Annotated in this window: 29 protein-coding genes and 1 pseudogene; 23 read left to right on the forward strand and 7 right to left on the reverse strand. The window is 66.9% G+C overall.

What is annotated here, in order from left to right; translation table 11 throughout:
* Positions 1-11 precede the first annotated feature (11 nt).
* The 12 genes and pseudogenes from trpC to IU476_RS22645 all read left to right on the forward strand — a co-directional run bounded on the left by trpC (position 12) and on the right by IU476_RS22645 (position 10,157).
* Positions 12-836, forward strand: a complete 825-nt coding sequence (trpC, locus tag IU476_RS22590) for an indole-3-glycerol phosphate synthase TrpC (protein WP_195103157.1) — start codon at positions 12-14, stop codon at positions 834-836.
* Positions 833-2,104, forward strand: coding sequence for a tryptophan synthase subunit beta (trpB, locus tag IU476_RS22595; protein WP_195103158.1), 1,272 nt, complete (start codon positions 833-835; stop codon positions 2,102-2,104). The genes trpC and trpB overlap by 4 nt, the downstream gene beginning before the upstream one ends.
* Positions 2,101-2,892: a tryptophan synthase subunit alpha gene (gene trpA, locus IU476_RS22600; RefSeq protein ID WP_438944054.1), complete on the forward strand. Its 792-nt coding sequence runs from the start codon at positions 2,101-2,103 to the stop codon at positions 2,890-2,892. The genes trpB and trpA overlap by 4 nt, the downstream gene beginning before the upstream one ends.
* A gap of 135 nt (positions 2,893-3,027) precedes the next feature.
* The gene (locus tag IU476_RS22605; protein WP_195103160.1) at positions 3,028-3,222 is read left to right on the forward strand and encodes a hypothetical protein; all 195 of its coding nucleotides are present in this window, start codon (positions 3,028-3,030) and stop codon (positions 3,220-3,222) included.
* Between the two features lie 64 nt (positions 3,223-3,286).
* Positions 3,287-3,748: a hypothetical protein gene (locus IU476_RS22610; RefSeq protein ID WP_195103161.1), complete on the forward strand. Its 462-nt coding sequence runs from the start codon at positions 3,287-3,289 to the stop codon at positions 3,746-3,748.
* 68 nt (positions 3,749-3,816) lie between these two features.
* Positions 3,817-4,092: a hypothetical protein gene (locus IU476_RS22615; protein ID WP_195103163.1), complete on the forward strand. Its 276-nt coding sequence runs from the start codon at positions 3,817-3,819 to the stop codon at positions 4,090-4,092.
* An 88-nt stretch (positions 4,093-4,180) separates the two neighbouring features.
* Positions 4,181-5,018: pseudogene (gene lgt / locus IU476_RS22620) on the forward strand (prolipoprotein diacylglyceryl transferase); the annotation flags it as partial.
* Between the two features lie 538 nt (positions 5,019-5,556).
* Positions 5,557-6,048 (forward strand): TM2 domain-containing protein, encoded by a 492-nt coding sequence (locus IU476_RS37110; protein WP_324194198.1) that lies wholly within the window; start codon positions 5,557-5,559, stop codon positions 6,046-6,048.
* Positions 6,049-6,326: 278 nt separating this feature from the next.
* Positions 6,327-7,082 (forward strand): transporter substrate-binding domain-containing protein, encoded by a 756-nt coding sequence (locus IU476_RS22630; RefSeq protein WP_195103165.1) that lies wholly within the window; start codon positions 6,327-6,329, stop codon positions 7,080-7,082.
* Between the two features lie 3 nt (positions 7,083-7,085).
* Entirely contained in the window at positions 7,086-7,754 is a 669-nt protein-coding gene (locus IU476_RS22635) for an amino acid ABC transporter permease (protein WP_195103168.1), read from the forward strand.
* Between the two features lie 80 nt (positions 7,755-7,834).
* Entirely contained in the window at positions 7,835-9,256 is a 1,422-nt protein-coding gene (gene pyk, locus IU476_RS22640; protein ID WP_195103169.1) for a pyruvate kinase, read from the forward strand.
* A 1-nt stretch (position 9,257) separates the two neighbouring features.
* Positions 9,258-10,157 carry an acyl-CoA thioesterase gene (locus IU476_RS22645; protein WP_195103171.1) on the forward strand — a complete coding sequence of 300 codons (900 nt, stop codon included), beginning with the start codon at positions 9,258-9,260 and terminating at the stop codon, positions 10,155-10,157.
* Positions 10,158-10,166: 9 nt separating this feature from the next.
* Here IU476_RS22645 and IU476_RS22650 read toward each other — a convergent pair whose 3' ends face one another.
* The 5 genes from IU476_RS22650 to IU476_RS22670 form a co-directional block, all read right to left on the reverse strand.
* Entirely contained in the window at positions 10,167-10,502 is a 336-nt protein-coding gene (locus tag IU476_RS22650; RefSeq protein WP_324194199.1) for a hypothetical protein, read from the reverse strand.
* 180 nt (positions 10,503-10,682) lie between these two features.
* Positions 10,683-11,306, reverse strand: a complete 624-nt coding sequence (locus IU476_RS22655; protein ID WP_195103175.1) for an arsenate reductase/protein-tyrosine-phosphatase family protein — start codon at positions 11,304-11,306, stop codon at positions 10,683-10,685.
* Positions 11,307-11,453: 147 nt separating this feature from the next.
* Positions 11,454-11,966 carry a phenylacetaldoxime dehydratase family protein gene (locus tag IU476_RS22660; protein WP_195103177.1) on the reverse strand — a complete coding sequence of 171 codons (513 nt, stop codon included), beginning with the start codon at positions 11,964-11,966 and terminating at the stop codon, positions 11,454-11,456.
* Positions 11,967-12,309: 343 nt separating this feature from the next.
* A complete protein-coding gene (locus tag IU476_RS22665; protein WP_195103180.1) occupies positions 12,310-12,534 on the reverse strand; it encodes a DUF2188 domain-containing protein in 225 nt (74 codons plus the stop codon).
* Positions 12,535-12,783: 249 nt separating this feature from the next.
* Entirely contained in the window at positions 12,784-13,035 is a 252-nt protein-coding gene (locus IU476_RS22670) for a hypothetical protein (RefSeq protein WP_195103181.1), read from the reverse strand.
* Positions 13,036-13,338: 303 nt separating this feature from the next.
* Between IU476_RS22670 and IU476_RS22675 the strand changes: the two genes are divergently transcribed.
* Entirely contained in the window at positions 13,339-13,656 is a 318-nt protein-coding gene (locus tag IU476_RS22675; protein WP_195103182.1) for a hypothetical protein, read from the forward strand.
* A gap of 341 nt (positions 13,657-13,997) precedes the next feature.
* A complete protein-coding gene (locus IU476_RS22680; protein ID WP_195103183.1) occupies positions 13,998-14,831 on the forward strand; it encodes a hypothetical protein in 834 nt (277 codons plus the stop codon).
* A gap of 60 nt (positions 14,832-14,891) precedes the next feature.
* Here IU476_RS22680 and IU476_RS22685 read toward each other — a convergent pair whose 3' ends face one another.
* Positions 14,892-15,611: a GntR family transcriptional regulator gene (locus IU476_RS22685; protein ID WP_324194200.1), complete on the reverse strand. Its 720-nt coding sequence runs from the start codon at positions 15,609-15,611 to the stop codon at positions 14,892-14,894.
* 191 nt (positions 15,612-15,802) lie between these two features.
* The gene (locus tag IU476_RS22690) at positions 15,803-16,138 is read right to left on the reverse strand and encodes a hypothetical protein (RefSeq protein ID WP_228824104.1); all 336 of its coding nucleotides are present in this window, start codon (positions 16,136-16,138) and stop codon (positions 15,803-15,805) included.
* A 246-nt stretch (positions 16,139-16,384) separates the two neighbouring features.
* Between IU476_RS22690 and IU476_RS22695 the strand changes: the two genes are divergently transcribed.
* Genes IU476_RS22695 through IU476_RS22735 form a run of 9 tightly spaced genes read left to right on the forward strand, consistent with a single transcriptional unit; the run spans position 16,385 to position 21,773 of the window.
* Positions 16,385-16,834, forward strand: coding sequence for a hypothetical protein (locus IU476_RS22695; RefSeq protein WP_195103184.1), 450 nt, complete (start codon positions 16,385-16,387; stop codon positions 16,832-16,834).
* Positions 16,835-16,839: 5 nt separating this feature from the next.
* The gene (locus IU476_RS22700) at positions 16,840-17,094 is read left to right on the forward strand and encodes a hypothetical protein (protein WP_195103185.1); all 255 of its coding nucleotides are present in this window, start codon (positions 16,840-16,842) and stop codon (positions 17,092-17,094) included.
* Positions 17,094-17,327 (forward strand): hypothetical protein, encoded by a 234-nt coding sequence (locus IU476_RS22705; RefSeq protein WP_195103186.1) that lies wholly within the window; start codon positions 17,094-17,096, stop codon positions 17,325-17,327. Before IU476_RS22700 ends, IU476_RS22705 begins: the two co-directional genes overlap by 1 nt.
* Complete coding sequence (locus IU476_RS22710) at positions 17,327-17,974, forward strand: DUF2637 domain-containing protein (RefSeq protein ID WP_228824105.1); 648 nt, start codon at positions 17,327-17,329, stop codon at positions 17,972-17,974. Before IU476_RS22705 ends, IU476_RS22710 begins: the two co-directional genes overlap by 1 nt.
* The gene (locus IU476_RS22715) at positions 17,971-19,284 is read left to right on the forward strand and encodes an FtsK/SpoIIIE domain-containing protein (RefSeq protein ID WP_195103187.1); all 1,314 of its coding nucleotides are present in this window, start codon (positions 17,971-17,973) and stop codon (positions 19,282-19,284) included. Before IU476_RS22710 ends, IU476_RS22715 begins: the two co-directional genes overlap by 4 nt.
* Positions 19,281-19,601, forward strand: a complete 321-nt coding sequence (locus IU476_RS22720) for a hypothetical protein (protein ID WP_195103188.1) — start codon at positions 19,281-19,283, stop codon at positions 19,599-19,601. The genes IU476_RS22715 and IU476_RS22720 overlap by 4 nt, the downstream gene beginning before the upstream one ends.
* A gap of 2 nt (positions 19,602-19,603) precedes the next feature.
* The gene (locus tag IU476_RS22725; protein ID WP_195103190.1) at positions 19,604-19,819 is read left to right on the forward strand and encodes a hypothetical protein; all 216 of its coding nucleotides are present in this window, start codon (positions 19,604-19,606) and stop codon (positions 19,817-19,819) included.
* A complete protein-coding gene (locus tag IU476_RS22730; protein ID WP_195103192.1) occupies positions 19,816-20,052 on the forward strand; it encodes a hypothetical protein in 237 nt (78 codons plus the stop codon). Before IU476_RS22725 ends, IU476_RS22730 begins: the two co-directional genes overlap by 4 nt.
* The gene (locus IU476_RS22735) at positions 20,049-21,773 is read left to right on the forward strand and encodes a replication initiator (RefSeq protein WP_228824106.1); all 1,725 of its coding nucleotides are present in this window, start codon (positions 20,049-20,051) and stop codon (positions 21,771-21,773) included. The genes IU476_RS22730 and IU476_RS22735 overlap by 4 nt, the downstream gene beginning before the upstream one ends.
* Positions 21,774-21,781 lie beyond the last annotated feature (8 nt).

Consider the following 21,781-nt stretch of genomic DNA (forward strand, 5'->3'; position numbering starts at 1 on the left):
ATTCGAGCCAGATGACGGTACTCGACTCGATTCTCGACGGGGTCCGCGCGGATGTGGCCGCTCGGGAAGCCCTCCTGGATTTTCAGGCTGTCAAGAAGGCCGCCGCCGACGCGCCGTCGCCGCGCAACGCGTTCGCCGCGCTGCATCAGGACGGTGTCGGCGTGATCGCCGAGGTCAAGCGGGCCAGCCCCTCCAAGGGCGAGCTGGCCGACATCCCGGATCCGGCCAGCCTGGCCAAGGCCTACGAGGACGGGGGCGCGCGCGTCATCAGCGTGCTCACCGAGGGCCGCCGCTTCCACGGCTCGCTCGACGACCTGGACGCGGTACGCGCGGTGGTCGACGTGCCGATCCTGCGCAAGGACTTCGTCGTCGGCCCCTACCAGATCCACGAGGCCCGCGCGCACGGCGCCGACGTGATCCTGCTGATCGTGGCCGCGCTCGAGCAGGACGTGCTGGCCTCGCTGATCGACCGCACCGAATCGCTGGGCATGACCGCGCTGGTCGAGGTGCACACCGAGGAGGAGGCCGACCGCGCTTTGGAGGCGGGCGCCTCGGTCATCGGCGTCAACGCCCGCAACCTGAAGACCCTCGAGGTCGACACCGACGTGTTCGCCCGCATCGCGCCCGGCCTGCCCACCGAGGTCATCCGGGTCGCCGAGTCGGGCATCAACGGCACCGCGGACCTGCTGGCCTACGCCGGCGCGGGGGCCGACGCCGTACTGGTCGGGGAGAGCCTGGTGACCAGCGGCGATCCCCGTGCCGCGGTTTCCGAGCTGGCCACCGCCGGCACACACCCGTCCTGCCCGCGGCCGCTGCGCCGGGGAGCCGCCCGATGACCCGGACGCACGAGTCGCCCGGGACCGGGGAGCTGCCGCCGGCCAGCGCCGGCGTCACCCAGCGCAGCCACGAGCCCGACCTCGGCGGTCACTTCGGCGTGTACGGCGGCCGCCACGTGCCCGAGGCGCTGATGGCGGTGATCGAGGAGGTCACCGCCGAGTACGACAAGTGCCGGGTCGATCCGGACTTCCTGGGCGAGCTGGACCGGCTGCAGCGCGACTACGCCGGCCGCCCGTCGCCGGTTTTCGAGTGCACGCGGCTGGCCGAGCACGCGGGCGGCGCGCGCATCCTGCTCAAGCGGGAAGACTTGAACCACACCGGTTCTCACAAGATCAACAATGTGTTGGGTCAGGCGCTGCTGGCCAAGCGGATGGGCAAGACCCGGGTCATCGCCGAGACCGGCGCCGGGCAGCACGGGGTCGCCACCGCCACCGCGTGCGCGCTGCTCGGGCTGCGGTGCATCGTCTACATGGGCGCGGTCGACACCGCGCGCCAGGCTCTCAACGTGGCCCGGATGCGGCTGCTGGGCGCCGAGGTGGTGTCGGTGACCACCGGGTCGCAGACGCTCAAGGACGCCATCAACGAGGCGCTGCGCGACTGGGTCACCCACGCCGACGAGACCTACTACTGCTTCGGCACCGCCGCCGGGCCGCACCCGTTCCCGCTGCTGGTGCGCGACTTCCAGCGCGTGATCGGGATGGAGGCCCGCGCCCAGGTGCTCGATCGCACCGGCCGACTGCCCGACGCCGTAACCGCTTGTGTCGGTGGGGGTTCCAACGCGATCGGCATCTTCCACGCCTTCATCGACGACCCCGAGGTCCGGCTGATCGGCTACGAGGCGGCCGGCGACGGCGTCGAAACCGGCAGGCACGCGGCCACTTTCACCGGCGGGCGGCCCGGCGCGTTCCAGGGCGCCTACTCGTACCTGCTGCAGGACGAGGACGGCCAGACCATCGAATCGCATTCCATCTCAGCGGGTCTGGACTATCCGGGCGTGGGGCCGGAGCACGCGTACCTGAAGGACATCGGGCGTGCCGAGTACCGGCCGATCACCGACAGCGAGGCGATGGACGCGCTGCTGCTGCTCTCGCGCACCGAGGGCATCATCCCGGCCATCGAGTCGGCGCACGCGGTGGCGGGGGCGCTCCAGCTCGGCCGCGAATTGGGCGAGGGCGCAATCATATTGGTGAGCCTGTCCGGCCGCGGCGACAAGGACATGGATACCGCCGCCAAGTGGTTCGGCCTGTACGAAGAGGACGAGAAGTGAGCCGTCTGGGCAGTACCTTCGCCGGCTGCCGGGCCGAGAACCGCGCCGCCCTGGTCGGTTACCTGCCCGCGGGTTACCCGGATCTGGTCGGTTCCATCGCCGCCTGCACCGCGATGGTCGAATCCGGTTGCGACATCATCGAAGTCGGCATCGCCTACTCCGATCCGGTGATGGACGGGCCCACCATCCAGGCCGCCGCCGAGCAGGCGCTGCGCGGCGGCGTGCGGGTGCGCGACGTGTTCTCGGTGGTCGAGGCGATCAGCAACTCCGGCGGCAAGGCCGTCGTGATGACCTACTGGAATCCGGTGCTGCAGTACGGCGTCGACCGTTTCGCCCGGGATCTGGCCGCCGCGGGCGGGCTCGGGCTGATCACCCCGAACCTGATCCCCGAGGAGGCGGGCGAGTGGACCGCCGCCTCCGAAGCCCACGATCTCGACCGGATCTTCCTGGTCGCCCCGTCCTCGACCGAGGAGCGGCTCGCCAAGACCCTCGAGGCCACCAGCGGTTTCGTCTACGCGGCCTCCACGATGGGCGTCACCGGCGCCCGCGACGCCGTATCCTCGGCGGCCCCCGCACTGTGCGCCCGCATTCGCACCCACTCCGACATCCCGATCGGCGTCGGCCTCGGCGTCCGCAGCGGCGCGCAAGCAGCCGAAATCGCCTCCTACGCAGACGGAGTAATCGTCGGCTCGGCCTTGGTCGCCGCAGCCGCCGAGGGCCTCGACCACATCCGCGCCCTCACCGCCGAACTCGCCGAGGGCGTCCGCTCGGCCCCCGTAGCCCCGTAACCTCCCCCGGCCGCCGCCGGGGCATTCTCCGATGTGTGACCGATCGGCGGCGCACATCGGCAGCCTGCCCCGCGCTGTCATGGCTGCGGGGCCGCCGCATCGAACTCCGTGCCGTGCCATTCCGTATCCGTGGACATGACTTCCTCCCGCTCCGCCTACTGGATCGGCCCGCTCACCTACTGCATCCTCCTCGCCGTGCTGATCCCGTTCACTTCCGGCGCATCCGTGCCGGTCATGCTCGTCGCGGCACTCGCAGCGGGCGTGTTCGCGTTGGTGGTCGCACTGGTCTTCCGACACCTCGCGACGCGCCGTCGCATGCCGCCGCGATAGCCCGCAGGCGCTTCGGCCGACTAATTCGCTGTGCTATCTGAACTACTTCAGATAGCATTGGCGTATGGCAGCTCGGACGTTCCCTTACAGCGCTTTCCTCCGCGGACCTTCGCAGGTCCTCGCGTCGCTCGACAACGCCGACGTGATCCTCGAGCGCCGCGACGAGGAGAACCTCATCCTCATGCGCGCCGGACGGGCACAGGCGGCGCTGGACGGTCTTCGGGTCGCGGCACGCTCTTTGTCCCTGTTGGCTGCCCGCTACCCGGAGTTGGCCGAAGAGGTCCTGGCGGAAGAACTCCCATGGCTACATTGGCTACCGGAGAACGAACAGGTCCAGTGCGTCCGGGAACTCCTGGCAGACCTGCGAGCGGGCGTCGAGACAGGCGAGTTCCTGCCCTTCGCCCGCAACCTGGTCTCCTGGCGATCGACCGCCGAGGTCTGGTCGGATCCTGAACTCGCTCACGATCTACTCAGCCCGTCGCCCGGTGACGGTCCCGAAATTCCTCGTCCAGGCGGACCGGAGTGAGCGGCCGCGGGGAGGAATTGCCACGGCCGAACCCATGGCGTGTGCTCGCAGCCAGCCGTCGAGCCTCCGTGGGTTGGCAGGACCTGCTCCGACAAGCACCGGACAATATCGACCAAGCGTGGGTCGCCATAACCAGTGAACCGCGCCGCAGAGACGGACGCCAGCATCAACTGAGGGGAGAGCTGAGCACGCACAAGGTCTCCGATCGCGACCTCGACCACTGGCAATACGAGGTGACGGCCGGCGGCCGCATCTGGTACGCCATCGATGACGAAGCGCGCACGCTGTGGATCACCCGGGCCGGTACCGGACATCCGAAGGAGACGGATCGGCGGCGTCGCTGACCGGGGCACTGCGTTTCGGGCGGATTCCGTTACGGTGGGGCCCGTGACTTTTGCAGTCCTGGCAGACAGTGTCGTTTCGCAGGGTGGGGTGGCGGTGTTGGCCGCGATTCCCAGTCCGCCGCGGGGAGTGTGGTACATCGGGGGGTTTCCGCTGCGCGCGTATGCGCTGTGCATCATCGTCGGCATCATCGTCGCGATCTGGTGGGGGGAGCGGCGGTGGCGCGAGCGTGGGGGGCCGGCGGGCGCGGTGCTGGACGTGGCGATGTTCGCGGTGCCGTTCGGGCTGGTGGGCGGGCGGCTCTACCACGTCGCCACGGATTGGCAGAAGTATTTCGGCGACGGCGGCCATCCGATGAACGCCCTCAAGATCTGGGAGGGCGGTCTCGGGATCTGGGGCGCGGTGCTGCTCGGCGGCGTCGGGGCCTGGATCGGGTGCCGGGTGTATCGAATTCCGTTGCCCGCCTTGGGTGATGCGATCGCCCCGGCGATCCTGCTGGCGCAGGCGATCGGCCGGCTCGGCAACTACTTCAACCAGGAGCTGTACGGCCGCGCCACCGACCTGCCGTGGGGCCTGGAGATCTACCTGCGCTTCGACTCCGACGGTCAGCTGGACATGATGAACGGCGTGTCCACCGGCGTGGTGGAGAAGGTGGTGCAGCCGACCTTCCTCTACGAGCTGGTGTGGAACCTGATCGGCGTGCTGGTGCTGTTCTGGGTGGACAAGCGCTTCCGGCTCGGCCACGGCCGGCTGTTCGCGCTGTACGTCGCGCTCTACTGCTTCGGCCGGTTCTGGGTGGAGTTGCTGCGCGACGACGAGGCCACCCACATCGCGGGCATCCGCATCAACTCGTTCACCTCGGCGGTCGTATTCCTCTGCGCCCTCGCGTATTTCCTGCTCGCCACCAAGGGACGGGAAGCGGCCGCGCAACTGCAGCCCGGCGCGGACCGGCCGTGGCCGTGGCAGATCGGCGCACTGCGTCAGGCGGGAGCCCGATCGGAAACCGGTGTGGGCGAGGCGGACTCGGTGCTCGCCGAGACGGCCGACGACGACGCGTCGGCGAAACCGGCGGGTACCGCAGGAGAATCCGCGTCCGGGGGCGCAACGGCTCTCGATGAGGCATCCGCCACCCAGGGCAAGTCCGTCACTGAGGACACAGCCGCGACCGAGGAGAGCCGGTCCGCTACCGCCACAGAAGACAAGTCCGCGGCCGGGGAGGCTCCGTCCGAGAGCAAGTCCGGTACTGGGGCCGAGGCTGTTTCGGAGAGCGAGCCGGAATCTCCCGGGGACGGCAACGAAAACGCCTCGGCTACCGATAATCCGGAAGATGCGGCAGACTCCGCAGCGCGCGACGCGACGAAATCGGCCGAGTCGGGCAAGAATTGAGTCCGGTCCGCGGCAACAGCGCGGCGGGGCGGGGAGACCGGGCCGGTAAGGGCGGGCCCGAGCGAGCTAGGAGGAATTGAGTGACCGACCCCTACCAGCAGCAGCCGGGATACGGGCCGCAGTACGGCGCGCCCGGGACCGGGCCGGGCATGGGGCAGCCCATGGGCCAGCAGCAGCCGCCCGTGGACGCGTACGGCCAGCCGAACCCCTACGGCCAGCCGCAGTACGGGCAACCGCAGTACGGCCAGCAGCAGCCCTACGGCCAGCCCGGCGGCTACCCGCCCGCACCCTACGGCGCGCCCGGCATGGACCCGGAGGCCCCGTTCGGCCGCAACATGTACGGCGAGCCGTATTCGGACAAGTCGAAGATGGTGGCGGGCCTGCTGCAGATCTTCCTCGGCAGCTTCGGCGTCGGCCGCTTCTACCTGGGCTACCCGGGCATGGCCGTCGGCCAGATCGCCGTCACGTGGCTGACCTGCGGCATCGGCGGCATCTGGCCGCTCATCGACGGCATCATGATCCTCACGGGCAAGGTGCGCGACCAGTACGGCCGCCCGCTCCAGGAGAACTGACCCGGAGCGCCTCCCGTCATCCCGGCCGAAAGCGTGCCGGGATGACGGGAATGTGGGCCCGTGCTGGGAGAGCGGGGAATGTGTGTACGCGCCGGGATAACGGAAATGCGGCACACCGGGATAGCGGGCACGGGCGCTCGCCGGGATGACGGGAATGGCCCCCGCCCCCTTCGGCTCGCCGTGAGCGTAATGCTGTGTCGGCATCGCCCCATGTCGTACGCTGTGCCGGTTCTGTGTGTCGTGCGCGAGCCATCCGCGCCCGCTGGAGAGGTACACCATTGCGCCGCAAGCTGTTCGCCGCTGTGCTCGCCATCGCCGCCGCCACCGGGCTCACCGCCGGCTGCGGCAGCAGTGACCCGAACGTGCTGAAGGTGGGCACCGAGGGCACCTACGCCCCGTTCAGCTTCCAGGGCCCGGACGGGAAACTCACCGGCTACGACATCGAGGTGGTGCAGGCCGTCGCCGACAAGCTCGGCAAGAAGGTCGAGTTCGTGCAGACGCCGTGGGACGCGATCTTCGCGGGCCTGGAATCCAAGCGCTTCGACCTGGTCGCCAACCAGGTCACGGTGAATGCCGATCGCGAGCAGAAGTATTCGCTGTCGCAGCCCTACACCACCTCCGACGGCGTGATCGTCACCCGCGCCGACAAGGCGGGCGTCGCCACCCTCGCCGACCTGAACGGCAAGGTCTGCGCGCAGTCCTCGACCAGCAACTGGAGCAAGGTGGCGTCCGGCGCGGGCTGCAAGGTGGAGGCCGTGGAGGGCTTCGTGCAGGCCATCCAGCTGTTGAAGAACGGCCGCGTCGACGCGACGGTCAACGACACCCTCGCCGTCGGCGAGTACACCAAGACCACCGGCGACACCAGCGTCAAGGTGTCGGCCAAGACGGGCGAGACCAGCCACCAGGCGTTCGCCGCCCGCAAGGATTCCACCGGCCTGACCTCCGAGATCAACGGTGCCCTGGACGCCCTGCGCACCGACGGCACCCTCGCGCGGATCTCCGACAAGTACTTCGGAACCGACGTCAGCAAATAACGCATGGACTCCGCCACCTGGGAGCTGATCCGCCACAACCTCCAGCCGATGCTGGCGGCGACCGTCACCGAGACGCTGCCGCTCACCGCGATCAGTTTCGTCATCGGCCTGGTGCTGGCGCTGTTCGTGGCGCTGGCGCGGATGTCGAAGCTGTGGCCGGTCTCGGCGGCGGCGCGCTTCTACATCTCGATCATTCGCGGCACCCCGCTGCTGGTGCAGCTGTTCATCGTCTTCTACGCGCTGCCGCAGCTGAACATCGTGATCGACCCGTTCCCGGCTGCCGTGATCGCGTTCAGCCTCAATGTCGGCGGCTACGCGGCCGAGGTGATCCGCGCGGCGATCCTCTCGGTCGCCGAGGGGCAGTGGGAGGCGTCGCAGGCGCTGGGCCTGTCCTACCCGCAGACGCTGAGTTCGATCATCCTGCCGCAGGCCGCGCGGATCGCGGTGCCGCCGCTGTCCAACACGCTGATCTCGTTGGTGAAGGACACCTCGCTGGCATCCACGATCTTGGTTACCGAGTTGTTGCGGACCGCGCAACTCGCCGCCGCGCCGACGTTCGATTTCTTCGCTCTGTACGGGGTCGCGGCGGTCTACTACTGGGTCATCTGCTTGATACTCGGATTTGCCCAAACACGCCTGGAAACGCGCCTGGCGCGGCATGTCGCACGGTGACGGGCGTCATGTTTCGGGGGATTGATAGCGGAGGGTATGCCCAGTCAGCGGACGCCGGGCGGCAGGACTAGGCTCGACTCGTGATGCGACGAACAAAAATTGTTTGCACCCTCGGGCCGGCTACCGCCTCCGAGGACCGGATCCGCGAACTCGTCGAAAGCGGCATGGACGTGGCCCGGTTGAACTTCAGCCATGGCGAGCACTCCGATCATGCTGAGAACTACCAGAAGGTCAGGAAGGCCGCGGACCGACTGGGCCGCGCCGTAGGCATTCTCGCCGATCTGCAGGGGCCGAAGATCCGGCTCGGCAGGTTCATCGAGGGCAAGACCACCTGGGCGACGGGGGAGGAGGTGCGCATCACGGTCGACGACGTGGAGGGCACCCACGACCGCGTCTCCACCACCTACGCGCAGCTGGCCGAGGACGCCAAGCCCGGCGACCGGCTGCTCGTCGACGACGGCAAGGTCGGCCTGACCGTGGTCCGCGTCGACGGCAACGACGTGGTGTGCCGGGTCACCGAGGGCGGCCCGGTCTCGAACAACAAGGGTGTGTCGCTGCCCGGCATGGACGTGTCGGTTCCGGCGTTGTCGGACAAGGACATCGCCGATCTGGAATTCGCCCTGAAGCTCGGCGTCGACTTCATCGCGCTGTCGTTCGTGCGCTCCCCGTCCGACGTGGAGCTGGTGCACGACGTGATGGACCGCGTCGGCCGCCGCGTGCCGGTGATCGGCAAGCTGGAGAAGCCGGAGGCCATCGACAACCTCGAGGCGATCGTGCTGGCCTTCGACGCGATCATGGTCGCCCGCGGTGACCTCGGCGTGGAGCTGCCGCTCGAGCAGGTGCCGCTGGTGCAGAAGCGCGCCATCCAGATGGCCCGCGAGAACGCCAAACCCGTCATCGTCGCCACCCAGATGCTGGAGTCGATGATCACCAACTCCCGGCCCACCCGCGCCGAGGCGTCCGACGTCGCGAACGCGGTGCTCGACGGCGCCGACGCGGTGATGCTCTCGGGTGAGACCTCGGTCGGCGAGTACCCGATCGACACGGTCCGCACGATGGCGCGCATCGTGCACGCCGTGGAGTCCGAGTCCTCCGCGCAGGTGCCGCCGTTGACGCACGTGCCGCGCACCAAGCGCGGCGTCATCTCCTACGCCGCCCGCGACATCGGCGAGCGCCTCAACGCCAAGGCGCTGGTGGCGTTCACCCAATCCGGCGACACGGTGCGCCGCCTGGCCCGGCTGCACACCACGCTGCCGCTGCTGGCGTTCACCCCCCTGCCGGAGGTGCGCAGCCAGCTCGCGCTGACCTGGGGCGTGGAGACCTTCATCGTGCCGCCGGTCGGCACCACCGACGAGATGATCGGCCAGGTCGACAAGGAGCTGCTGTCGCTGAACCGGTACGCCAAGGGCGACCTGGTGGTGATCGTGGCCGGATCCCCGCCTGGCACAATCGGTTCCACCAACCTCATCCACGTGCATCGGATCGGCGAGGAGGATCACTGAGGTGAGTGCATCGCTGGGCGAATCGGCCGACACCGCGCGGGGCGGCGACCTGGGCGTGCTGCTCGGGCTGCTCGATCTGGAGCAGACCGGCGAGGACGTCTTCGTCGGGCAGCACCCGGAGAAGGTGTGGAGCCGGACCTTCGGCGGGCAGCTGGTGGCGCAGGCCATCGTCGCCGCCGGCCGCACGGTCGGACCGGGACGCCCGGTGCACGCGGTCAACGCCCACTTCGTGCGCGGCGGTGACGTGAAGAAGCCGATCGAGTACCGGGTGGAACGCCACCGCGACGGCCGCTCGTTCGCGAATCGGACCGTCACCGCCCTGCAGGACGATCAGGAACTGTTCGTCATGCTGGCGGCCTTCCAGGACTGGGCCAAGGGCCTGGAGCACGCCGCGCCGCTGCCGCAGGTGCCCGATCCCGACGGCCTGCCCCGCGTCGAGGAGTCCTTCGCGGGGCTCGAGGACCGGCTGCAGATGTTCGTGCAGGCGCCGCACCCGATCGACATGCGCTACACCAACGATCCGGCGTGGATCCTCAAGGGCACCGGCGGCACCCTCGACTACAACCGGGTGTGGATGCGCGCCGACGGCACGCTGCCCGACGATCCGCTGATTCACGTTGCGACGCTGGGTTATTCGTCGGACACCACGGTGCTCGACTCGATCATCACCACGCACGGGCTGTCGTGGGGTTTCGACCGCATCGTCGCGGCGACGGTGAACCACTCGATCTGGTTCCACCGCCCGTTCCGGTTCGACGAGTGGGCGCTGTACGCGACGCAGTCGCCCGTCGCGGCCGGGTCGCGCGGGCTGGCCACCGGCCACTTCTATTCGCGCGCGGGGGAATTGCTCGCGACGGTGGTGCAGGAGGGCATCATCCGCCACTTCCCGCCGCGCCGCTGACCCGCCGGGTCAGATCAGTTCGCGATTCTCTTCCAGGTCGAAGCTCTCGCGCTGGAGCGCGTGGATGGAATAGGGCACCGCGTTCGCGCCCGAAATGCTCTGCATCAGTTGCTGTTCGAGGGTGCTCAGGTTCGCCTCGGTGAGCAGGCTCTGGTCACCGACCAGGCTGAGCGCGATCTCGTAGGTGCGGCGGTCGCTCGGGTCGGCGCCGGGATGGTCCAGTAGCCACTGGGTTTCGAGCAGGCCGTGTGCTGCCTGGTCGGGGTCGACGGGCAGGGTGAAGCGCCAGGCGAACACGTCGCTGTCGCCGACGTGGTCGTCCACCACGCGGCGCACGGTCGTCACGATTCGATCGAGTGTTTCGGGTGTCACATAAACATGGAGCGAAACATCCGAAATGCGTTTCGGCATGTCTGAGTTCCTGTTCTTGTGTCGACCTTCGGTGGGAGAGTATCCGGCGGGGAGTGTAGTCCCTGCGTGCGGGAAATGGGGAGGACGCGTGCGTGTTCGGCGTTTTCGCCGAACTCAGGCGCGCCGGCCGAGGCGGTCGCCGGACACCGGCGGAGGCCCGCCGCGCCGGCCGCCCGGTAACAGCACCAGGCGTGGTCTGCCGTTCGGGTCGATGTTCCGGGCGCGGTGGGTGTGCAGGGCCAGCAGCAACGGCACCAGCGCCTCGGCGATGGTATCGCCGACCTCACAGTATTTCCGCGCCGACAAGCCGACCGGATCGGCGATGTTCTCCCGGCCCACCAGGGCGAGATCGTCTCGCGCGCGGTCTATTTCGGCGACGGTGCGCGCGCCGCTGACCTTCGCGATGCGATATGCCTCGAGCAATGTGAAGGTGCGCGGTGCGGCGGCGGGCGCCAGCGCGACGATTTCGTCGCGGATCTGCTCGGTCATCGCGAGCACCAGATCGGCGCGATCGGCCAAGGCGGGTTTCAGTTTACGGGCCTTGAAATTCCGCGGGTCGGCGCCGAGGCCGCTGATCGTCTCGGCGGCAATGGGATCCACGCCGAAGCCGACGAGCGCGCGGGTGCCCGCGCTCTCCGCGGTCAGGTCGAGTCCGTATTCGGCGGCGAGGGCGCGCGTGAGCCGCTCGGCGATGACCGACCGGCACACATTGCCGTTGCAGACGAACAGGACGTGCATATCGGGTACGGTAGAGCGCCGAAAACGAAACCAATAGTATGCGAAGTCCGAAATCCGCTTATTTCGTCGGATGTTCATCCCGGCGTAGCGGGTCGGTCGATGTCGTTCGCCGGGGCGACGCCGTGCGGAAAGATCGCCGGAATACTTTCATTCGGGATCGTTCGGATAATACGAATTCTCCCGGACGACCGGCGCCACCTTCGGCGTCATGTCGTGCACCCGGCCGCGCGCGGAGAACAGCCGCCCGCGCATGGCGACGGTCGGCGCCACCCGCGCCAGCCCGGTCGGGGTGGTCATGTCGTCGTACATGGTGTCGATGCCGCCGCGCAGGAAATACGCCTCGTGCCAGAACCCGGTGCCCCCGGAATCCTTCAGAAAGCGCTGCCACCACTGGCGATGCGGCTCCGACCGAGTCCACCGCTCCAGACTGTCGAGATCACGCCAATACTGCCGCGCCCCCCAGTGCGGCGGAAACAGCGACCAGATCACATCCTCGTGCAACAGCAGCCCGTCGGGCCGATCCCGGTGCGACCGATACAGTTTCGGCCCCAACCCGAGCAGCCGAATCACCCCCCGCGGCCTGTGCACCCGCATCCCCAGATAGATGACGACCAGATCCGGATACTCGGACAGGTCGGCCGTAAGCCGATTCACCGGCATGCGCGACCTCCACTCGACGACCGTCGGAATTGCCGTCACAGGGAAGTACGGAACAGGAGGAGGACCGGTTCGATGCGAGACTCGCATTGGTGCCGAGTGTGGGACTCGAACCCACACGTCCGTGAGGACAACGGTTTTTGAGTTTGTCGCTCTCGGCGTTTGGGTTCGTTGGCCGTGGTTGGCCTCCGTGGCTGCACCTGCCTGACCTGCGAATCTCCGTGTTGGGATCGTTGGCAGGAATCGGGCAGGTTGCGCACCACTGCGGACCAACTGCGGACGAAGTCTCGACCGTTGCTCCCCGGCTACGAGAGTCGGGGAGCACGGCCGCCTAGTTGGTTACCGTCTAGCCCTTCGGCGGATACGGATCAGAACCGTACGTGTACTCGGTCTCGATCGTCCCGTCCTGGCGCAGGATCGTCAGCTGACTGGGCTGGTTAGCCACAGCAACCTTGCGCCCGGCGTCGACAGCCGCGGACTTCGTGTAGTGGTTCGAGAGGACGCGCCCCTCGTGCTTGACGGACCAGTTCCCGTCATTGGGAACAACCCAATACCGTTTGCGCGTCGCCATTGGACACGCCTCCTAACAGCCAGAATTTGTCCGGCAGCTTCCCCGATGTCGGATCGGGGCAGGCTAGGTGAGGTATGTTCTGGGTGCACACCGCCAAGTGCAAACCCTGGAACGGGCCTCGTGCCGGATGCCTCGGTCGAGGCTCGTTCTGGCTAGCCGTAGACACTACACCTAGGGCCCGACAACTCTTGCAACACAACATCTTGTGAGTCACAAAGGTGTAGTTTGCCGGGATCCTCTTGAGGAGCCTCACCAGGTGCGGTGTCCAAACGCACCCGTCGTGTACCGGACCCGCCAACGCATGACATCCGGACGTTCGGGGACTCCGTAGCCCGAACGAAAGTCGATCTTCACGGGCCACTCGTTCGTTTTTGCCAGCTCATCCTCGACGAACTTCGTGATGTAGTTCGCGATTGCGTTGCCGTCGCTGCCGAGGCTGCGCGGAACGTAGACGTCGATGCTTCCACTGCGGTATTCGTTCATGGCATCGATGATGAGCAAGCGGGGAACGTTTGTTCGAAGACACGCCGCAGAGTTGCTGTCTTGGGGACTGGACAGGGGATAGGTCGTCTATCCATCGCCGACGTCTCTTCCCCGTCCTTCCTCATACTGGCCATCCTCAGTGGAAGTCGGCCGTGTCAAGGATGCCCATGGGCACCGCGTAGCGGACACCGAAGGTGGTCCTTGACTCGGTCGGCTGGAGCGAGACCATCAGGCCGCGAGGAAGGTGGGGGTTTGCTCATGTCGTACCGCAGGTCCTTCGTCCCTATTGAGACCGGTTGCGCATAAGTAGCGTGGCTTCGCATGTCCAACGATTCGGATGAGAACCCGACTAGCGAAGAGACCCTTGCTACAAGCGAGGCCATGCTGAACAGCGGTGAGACGGAGCGCCTTATCGCTGACGCGCGCAAGACGATTGCCAGAGCGAACGAGCTGGGGCGCCTGGATATCGTGGAAAAGGCTGGCGCGATAATCGACAACCTGACCGAGAAGCACGAGGCCCTTGCTTCATCACACGCCGACCATCAGCGTGCGAAGGCCGCGTTGGCCGAGGCCAAGGCTGAATACGAAGCCGCGGAGGCGCGGCTTCGAGCTGCTGAAGACGGTCTAGCGGAAGGGTGACGACAAGCAGTCGACCTGGTGGAGATCCGGCGGTTTCGGGATCGACTGCGGGAGGTCGGTCGGGTACGGCTGGCGTCGCGCCCAGCACTGCTCGGTGATGCAAGAAGTGCTCAGACAGGAATGGTCGGCGTTCTGCCACGTCGCCAAAGCGGCGCCGACGCGCCCGACGGGCCCGCCTGCCGGAGCTTGCGTAGGCCGGCGGTTGCGCGGCGCCGCGTGGCGGCGCCGCTCGGCGGCGCGCCAGCGCCGCCCTTGATCCTGTAGAGCTGAATTCGGCAACGACCTATGCAGGTGAGTGCATTAGCTCGCCGAAACAGCTTGCGGCAGGCCAGACTTGGAGCATGGCTGAGCTTGCGCTGACGGCGGACCGTCGTGAAGAACTAGCCGGGTTACTGGGCGACGAGCAACGTCTGCGGACGGAATACCCCAAGGTGGCCGAATACCTCGATACGGCGCCGATGCTCCCCGGCACGGACGACGATCGCGCCGATGCCGCGTTCGATCTGCGGTTCGTTCACTACATGACCGGCGGGTCGACGGTCAGCACGAATCCCTACTGGGACATCGTGGCACCCTCGGTGTTCGAACATGAGGGACGCCGCGTTGTGAACGGCGGGCGCACGCAGGGCAGCGCGCGTCTCGGCTTCGCTCAGACCATTCTGCAAGCCGCGTACGCCTACGCGATCCCTTCACCGGAAACTATCGGCTGGCTAAGCGAGTTCTGCGCCGGGCATCCGGTTGTCGAACTCGGAGCGGGCCGCGGTTACTGGGCTGCGCAGCTGGTCAATGCCGGGTTGGAAGTCGATGCGTACGACTCCGAGCCGCCGGACAGCACCGAGAACGCGTCGTTCGGACAGGCGGTTGGCCAACTGGACGTATGGGCCACTGTCGATGACCTCGAAGCGTACGCGACACGATCCGCGAACGAGTCGGACGTGCTGTTCCTTTGCTGGCCTCCGGGCTGGGGAAACACAATGGCCTCCGAAGCACTCGCGGCTTTCGAGGCTGCTGACGGTGAGCGATTGGTCTACATCGGCGAACAGAAAGGCGGAAAGACCGGAGACAACGCTTTCTTCGATGCGCTCGCGGACCGATGGACCCTGAGTTCCGAAGACCCCGGGTTTGTCTCGTGGTGGAATCTGTCGGACCGCGCTCAAGCGTGGGTTCGGAAATGAAATCGCCCCCGATCGCAAAGTGTGATCGGGGGCCTCGCTACATTCCTGGAACCGATAGGTTCAAGACCCTGGTTTGAGATTCATTCTGAATACAAAGGCGTCGTATCGATCTCGCGGATACGAAACGTCCGATATCATAATGACACGCCCTTTGGATGTGACAAACCGTTGATGAACGGTTTTGACGATATCTCCGGGCGTTGTCTGCAACCATTCTGCGTGGGATGCGACCGGGATGCGGTCTGCAACCGTCTCTTCCAGGGTAGCGGCGTCTGCGGTGCCTTCGACGTCGATCGGCTGGTACGAGTCCGATATCGAGATCGGTCGCCCAGCGTCAGTCGCCCGTGTGATGATGTAGGTGACCTCCGTCCCGACCGGGACACGGAGTAGTTCGGCTACTTGTTCGGAGGCGGGGACGCGCGAAGTGGTTCGAGCTACCTGGACAGTGCTCTCCGACTCGTTTCCGAAGGTCACTTCTGGGTCCTCCATTTGACGCTCGGGTGAAATCCGGATCAGATTTGGGCGATCCGCAACGAACACACCGCGGCGACGTACCGAACGTACGAGTCCCTGGCTTTGCAACAGATCGAGCGCTTTCCGGACGACGATATCCGAAACTTCGTTTCGGGATGCAATCTCCGAATAGCTCGGAAGCTGCGTTCCTGGCGGCAATTCCCCGGAGCGGATTCGACGGGCGTATTCGCCTGCAATAGATACGTAGGCCGGTTCCGCCATTGGGTACAATCCCTTCGATTCGTCGATCGCGCGTGTGACAATCACGTCGATTGTACCTTACTTCGTATACGCAATTGAGTGTGTGGGTGGGTGTCAATATATCGACTTATTCGAATGCGTATCAGACTCCTCGGGACCATCCTTCGGCCTTCGTTCCGGCCAGTACGTAATAAGGCAGTACACGGCCACCGACGCGCCGATCGCCGCGAGCAGGATCCCGAGTGCACTCCAGACGCTCACTGTCCGCTCCCTCGCCCCGCAGAGGTCGCCCATCGCGAGAACGACAGGCGCGGTATGACTGCCTCGACGTCGGCCAAGTCCATGAGGCTGTTCAACATGATCGGACTCAGATGGGATGTCGACGGAACGATCACGGCATCGACATCGGCGGCCCGGACCTGGTCGGCCAGAGGAATCAGTGCTCCATCCGGCCATATCAAGGCGTAACCCAAACGCCTGGCCAACCGGCGCACCTGCCTGGAATCCCACTCCGGTGCTGCGCTCACTTCCGGGTCGATCCACGCGAGCGCAGTAGGGCGAAACCTCATCGCGCACACCTTCTTCATGTTCATTGGGCCGCACCTTGGGCGACCGGCTGTCTGTGCCCCTGATCGGCTGCGCCAGGAGTGGAAATCAGCGTATACGAAGGTGCGTATACGAACAACCGGAAAGTGGCCACCACCAGCGGGTTTGCTCTGTCCAGTCTTCGTATACGCAAACTCCTTGTGCGTATACGTAACTACGTATACGATGAAGCTATCGCCACGGCATCGAGACCGGGCGAGTTGCGAAATCCGGACACAGAAGGAGATTCCGAAATGGCTCTCAAGGATCTGCGCTTCAACGTCGCGTTCAACGAGGCGTTCGAGAAGGGGCTCGTGCTGGTGGGGGAGATCGAGCCGGACACGGAGTACAACCAGAATCGCAACGCTCCGGCGCGGCAGAAGGTCGATCCCGTGACGGGGATGCGGCAGTGGAAGGCCACCTGCACGAATCCGGCGGAGACGAACCCGAAGAAGTCGAGCATTCAGGTGATCTTCCTGGCGGAGGTGGCTCCGGTGCCGTCGTCTCCGGAGGTGCTGCCGGGGATGCGGGCGGTGGAGCTGGAGAACGTGACGCTTCAGCCGAAGGTCACGGGTCAGGGGGAGTTCAAGACGCTGGGCTGGACGGTCCGGGCGTCGGGGATCGTGGGCGATAACTCGGGGGCGAAGGTGCCGCCGAACGAGGTCGGTGCCTCGCGTCCGGCTCGTGGCGACAAGGCGGCGTGATCGTCATGGCCTACATCGACGTGTTCAATTCCTCCGGGCTGGATGGCCTGGACGTGCACTATGACCCGGCACATCGGACCAGCACCGGGCATTCGCAGCCTGCTTACGTCCGTATCGAGCTGGGTGGTGCCACCACCGGTTCGCGGTCCTACCTCGCGATGGAGATCGCGGAGGCGCGGATGCTCGCCGGTGCGCTGGTGAACATCGTGATGCTGCACGATGCGGCGGAGCGGGTGGCGGCCGAGAGGTCGGTGGCGTGATGGGTGTCGAGCAGTTGGCTGAGTGGGCGACCGTGGTTCTCGCGGGGTCGTGGCTGGTGCTGGTCGGTGGCCTGGTGCTGGGCAAGCTGTTCGTTCTGGCGGAGCGGGTCAGCATGTTGGAGGACTGGGCCGGTCGTGTCGAGGACGAGTTCCTGACCCGTCAGCCGCTCGCGATGGTGCCGGTGGATCTCGGGCGTGACTCGGGTGCCTCGGGTCGGTCGGACGTGGCGTGATGTTCACGCCTGAGCGGGGGATGCGTGTAGCGCGGGTGTTCGCGGTCGTGGTGATCGTGGGCGTCGGCGCTGCCGCGTTCCGCTTGTCGTTCGCCACTCTGCGGGATTTGGCGGTGCTGGCGCATGTTCCGGCGTCGGATGCGTGGCTGTTCCCGCTGATCATCGACGGCACGATCGTTCAGGCAACGGCCGGCGCTTTGGTGCTGGCGAAGTCGCCGGAGCGGAAGTTTTTCATCCGGGTTCTGGTGGTGGGTGCGCTGGTGTCGGTGGCGGGCAACAGTATTCACGCTGTGGCTGCCGGTCAGCCGTTGCCGTCGTGGTTGTGTGCGGTGGTGGCCGCGATCGCCCCGGTTTCGCTGCTGGTCGATACCCACGGGTTGGCGGTGCTGTTCCGTGCCGCCCAGCATGACCCGTCCGCGGTTGTGCTGGCCGATCCGGAACCTGTCGAGTCCACCGAGCCTGCTGAGCCGGTGGTATCCGAAATGCCTGAGCCTGTCGTGGAAGCGGCTGCGGCACAGGCGGATTCGATTCCTGTTCCTGCGCCGGTTCCGGCTGCTGCTCCGGTGGCGTCGGTGTCGGCGATTCGTTCTCAGCGACCTGAGCAGCAGTTGTTGCCGATCGCTGTTCCTGTAGGAGGTGCGCGATGACGGTGACGACGGTGGTCCCGTACGCGGTCGCTGCGGCCGGTGCTCTGGGGTTCGCGGCGCGCATGTTCGCCTGGTCCCGGATGCCGGTTCCGGCGCGGCCGTTGACGGCGGAGGACTATGCCGACGAGGCTCCGGCCGCTCTGCGGTTGGCGGTGTTCACGCTGTGCGACGGGTGGCAGGGCGGTCTGTTGTGGTCGTCGCTCGGGCTGGGTTCCCCGGAGGTGGGTTTCCCGGTGCTGATCGATTTGGCGTACGCGCCGTACGGGCTGGATGTCGAGCTGCAACCGGTGGTGCACAAGAAGCTTCGCCGGTTCGATGACGACCAGGTGCTCGCGGACATGGCGAGTGCGCTGGGTGTCCCGGAGGTCACGGTGTCGGTGCCGGATCCGGGGTTCGTCCGTCTTCAGGTGAGGGTGCACGACACTCTCGCTGCTCCGGCGACGGTGCCGGTGGCGGTTCACAACGGCGTGGACCTGGAGGCGGTCCCGGTCGGGTTCACCGAGTCCGGTGATCGTTGGCTGTTGCGGGTGCTGTACTCGCACATCCTGATCGCCGGTGCCACCGGCTCGGGCAAGGGCTCGGTGCTGTGGTCGATGATCGCCGGTATCGGTCCCGCGATCCGTGACGGCCTGGTGGACGTGTGGCTGGCCGATCCGAAGGGCGGCGCGGAATTCGGGCGCGGTGAGCGGCTGTGGGTGCGTTTCGAGTGGGATATCGACGGCATCCTCGCCATGCTCGAGGATGCGGTCGAGGTGATGCGTGAGCGGCTGGCCCGGATGCGTGAGGCCGGTGTCCGCAAGCATGTCCCGACTCCGGACGCGCCGCTGATTCTGATCGTCATCGATGAGGCCGCGGCTCTGTCGTCGTATGCGACTCGTGAGCAGCAGGAGCGGTTCCGGCAGTTGTCCGGTGTGCTGCTGTCGCAGGGTCGTGCGGCGGCGGTGGGAGTGGTTGCGGCGCTTCAGGATCCGTCGAAGGAGACGATGCCGAACCGGCAGCTGTTCCCGGTCCGCGTCGGCCTGCGGCTGGACGAGCCGACACAGACGGCCATGGTGCACGGTCAGGGCGCCCGTGCTCGGGGTGCTCGCTGTGACACGGTTTCGGCCGGCACTCCCGGGGTCGGTTATGTCGGTGAGGACGGGACGGCGGAGTTCGTGCGGGTGCGCGCGTTCTGGGTGTCCAACGACGACATCGACCGGATGGTCGAGCTGTACGCCCGGCCCGAGCCCGACTACGCGCCGCAGGCCGACTACAGCGATTTCGACCCGGACGACCTCGGTGACGATGACGGCGGGTTGGTGGCGGCATGAACCACACCGGATTCGTCACCCAGGCGCATGTGGTCGTCAACTGCGACGGCTGCGGGGACCGCTACAGCGAGACCGCGTTCGACCAGCTGTGCTTCGCCACGGTGCATGAGGCCATCGCCTACATCGTCGGTCGCGGTGCGGGGGTGGGCTGGGTCTACGACGGCGACAAGGTGCTGTGCGACGGCTGTGTCGCGTCGGCCCGCTGCGCCGAGTACGGCCACACCTTCCCCGAGCCGCGCCGCTGGCCGCTGGGGGACAAGAACCGTTCCCACGTCTGCACGACGTGCGGCATCAACGACACCGAAATCGAGGAGTAGCCATGCGGCACAACATGTTCGGCGACTACCACGACACCGCCCTGCGGCAGGAGGAGGACGCGATCGACGCCGTGGTCGATATCCGTTCCCGCCGCCGCTGCCACTACGAGCGGTCGGGCCTGGATGCGGTCTCGCTCGCGGTGCACCTGTGGGCCGAAACCGGTCACGTCCCGGGCTGGGACGAGGGCCTGGACGACGGCGGCGATTGGGCGGCGTGAGCGCCACGGAGCGGGAGCAGTGGGGCGTACTGGTCCGCGGATCGGTGCGCCCCTTGCCCGTTGCCCGCAACGTCACGGACGCCACTCTCTACGCGGCGCATCTGAACACCACGCAGCGTGTGAAAGCGATTGTGGTGTACCGGTATTCGGATTCCGAGCTGTGGCGTCGCTGGATCGACAACCAGCCTGTACCCACGCAGCTCGTCCTGTTCAGTTCGGAGGTTCAGCGATGACCGACCCTCACACCGACACGGGCCCGCACAAGTATGTCCACCTCGGTCTCGCCGGGCCCGCGCTGAATGCGGCATCGGCCCGGACGACCGCGGCTCAACGTCGCGCGATCCCGAACCTGTACGAAATCGCCCAGGTCGCGGCGGACAAGCACGGCGAGTGCCGCCGGCCGATCCCGATGTACACCTACGACCCCGACACCCGGGCATCGAAATACGTTGGCGCGCCGTGCAAATCGACCCTCGACAGCGTGTGTCCCTCCTGCGCGGCCAAGGCTCGCGCCCTCCGGATTCAGCAGGCGCACGAGGGCTGGCACATCGAGACCGAACCGGTCGACCCCGAGCGGACCCCGACCGGGCAACAGCTCGAGCTGGTCGAAACCCGCGCCCGGCTGATGGACGACTACCAGCAAGCCAAGGCGCGCGGCGACCAGGACGACATGGACGGCATCCGGGAAGTGGTGGCCGATCTGGATGCGGAGTTGCGGGCTACCGGTGTGCGCGGGCGTCTTCCGGCGCTGGATCCCGCGCCGAAATCGGAGCGCAAACGGTCGACCCGCCGCCGCCAGGACGTCCCGGACCTGCCGCGCAAGAAGGTCGACAAGTCCACCATCGGCCGCCAGTACGCGGGCAAGTACCGGCCCTCGACGTTCCTCACCGTGACCCTGCCCTCCTACGGCAAGGTGTTCCCGGACGGCTCTCCAGTCGACCCGGACAGCTACGACTACCAGCGCGCGGCACGCGACATCATGTTCTTCCCAGCGCTGTTCGACCGCCTGGTGCAGAACTACCGGCGCGCGACCGGGCGTGACATCCAGTACTTCGCCACGGTCGAACCCCAGCGCCGGGGAGCCCCGCACATCCATCTGGCAAGCCGCGGCACCGACCCCAAGGCGCTCGTTCGGCAAATCGTGGCCGCGACCTACCACCAGGTGTGGTGGCCGCACTTCGACCCGGACAACGAGCGCTACAGCGACGGTCACATGCCGCGCTGGGACTACACCGCCGGCCGTTTCGTCGACCCCGACCACTCCCACCCCGAGAGCGGGGCGCCGGTGGCGTTGCCCACCTGGGACGAGGTGATGGACCACATGGACCAGGTGGACCACCTCGAACCCGCGCACGTCGTCCGGTTCGGTGCCCAGGTCGACGTGAAGGGCGTGCTCGGTGGCACCCAGGAAGCCTCGCGGCACGTCGGCTACCTGACCAAGTACCTCACCAAGTCGATCAGTGAGGTGGTCGAGCCCCAGACCTCGCGCGCGGCCGACCACTACGACCGCCTGCATGCCGAGCTGCTGCGGACGCCGTGCTCTCCGCAGTGCGGGGTGTGGCTGCGCTACGGCATCGCACCCAAGGGCGCCAGCGACAAGACGGTGCCGGGCCGCTGCAAGGGCAAAGCCCACCGCCGCGAAACCCTCGGCCTGCGCGGCCGCCGCGTGCTGGTGTCTCGCCGCTGGACCGGGAAGACGCTGCCCGACCACAAGGCCGACCGCGCCGAGTTCGTTCGGCAACTCCTGGCCCAGGTCGGCATTCAGAAACCCGACACGTCCCGGCTGATCGTGAAACCCGCTGAGCCGGGCGACAAGAACGTGCCGCCGCGTGAGCACCTGATCATGGCGCGCGTGGCCGAGAAGCTGAAGTGGCGTGCCGAGTACGAAACTGCCCGGCTGAACGTCAATCCGCCAGACCCGCAACAACATTCGGCAATACCGGATGCGGCATAGGGAGGAGT

Source organism: Nocardia blacklockiae (assembly GCF_015477355.1).
GTDB lineage: Bacteria > Actinomycetota > Actinomycetes > Mycobacteriales > Mycobacteriaceae > Nocardia > Nocardia blacklockiae.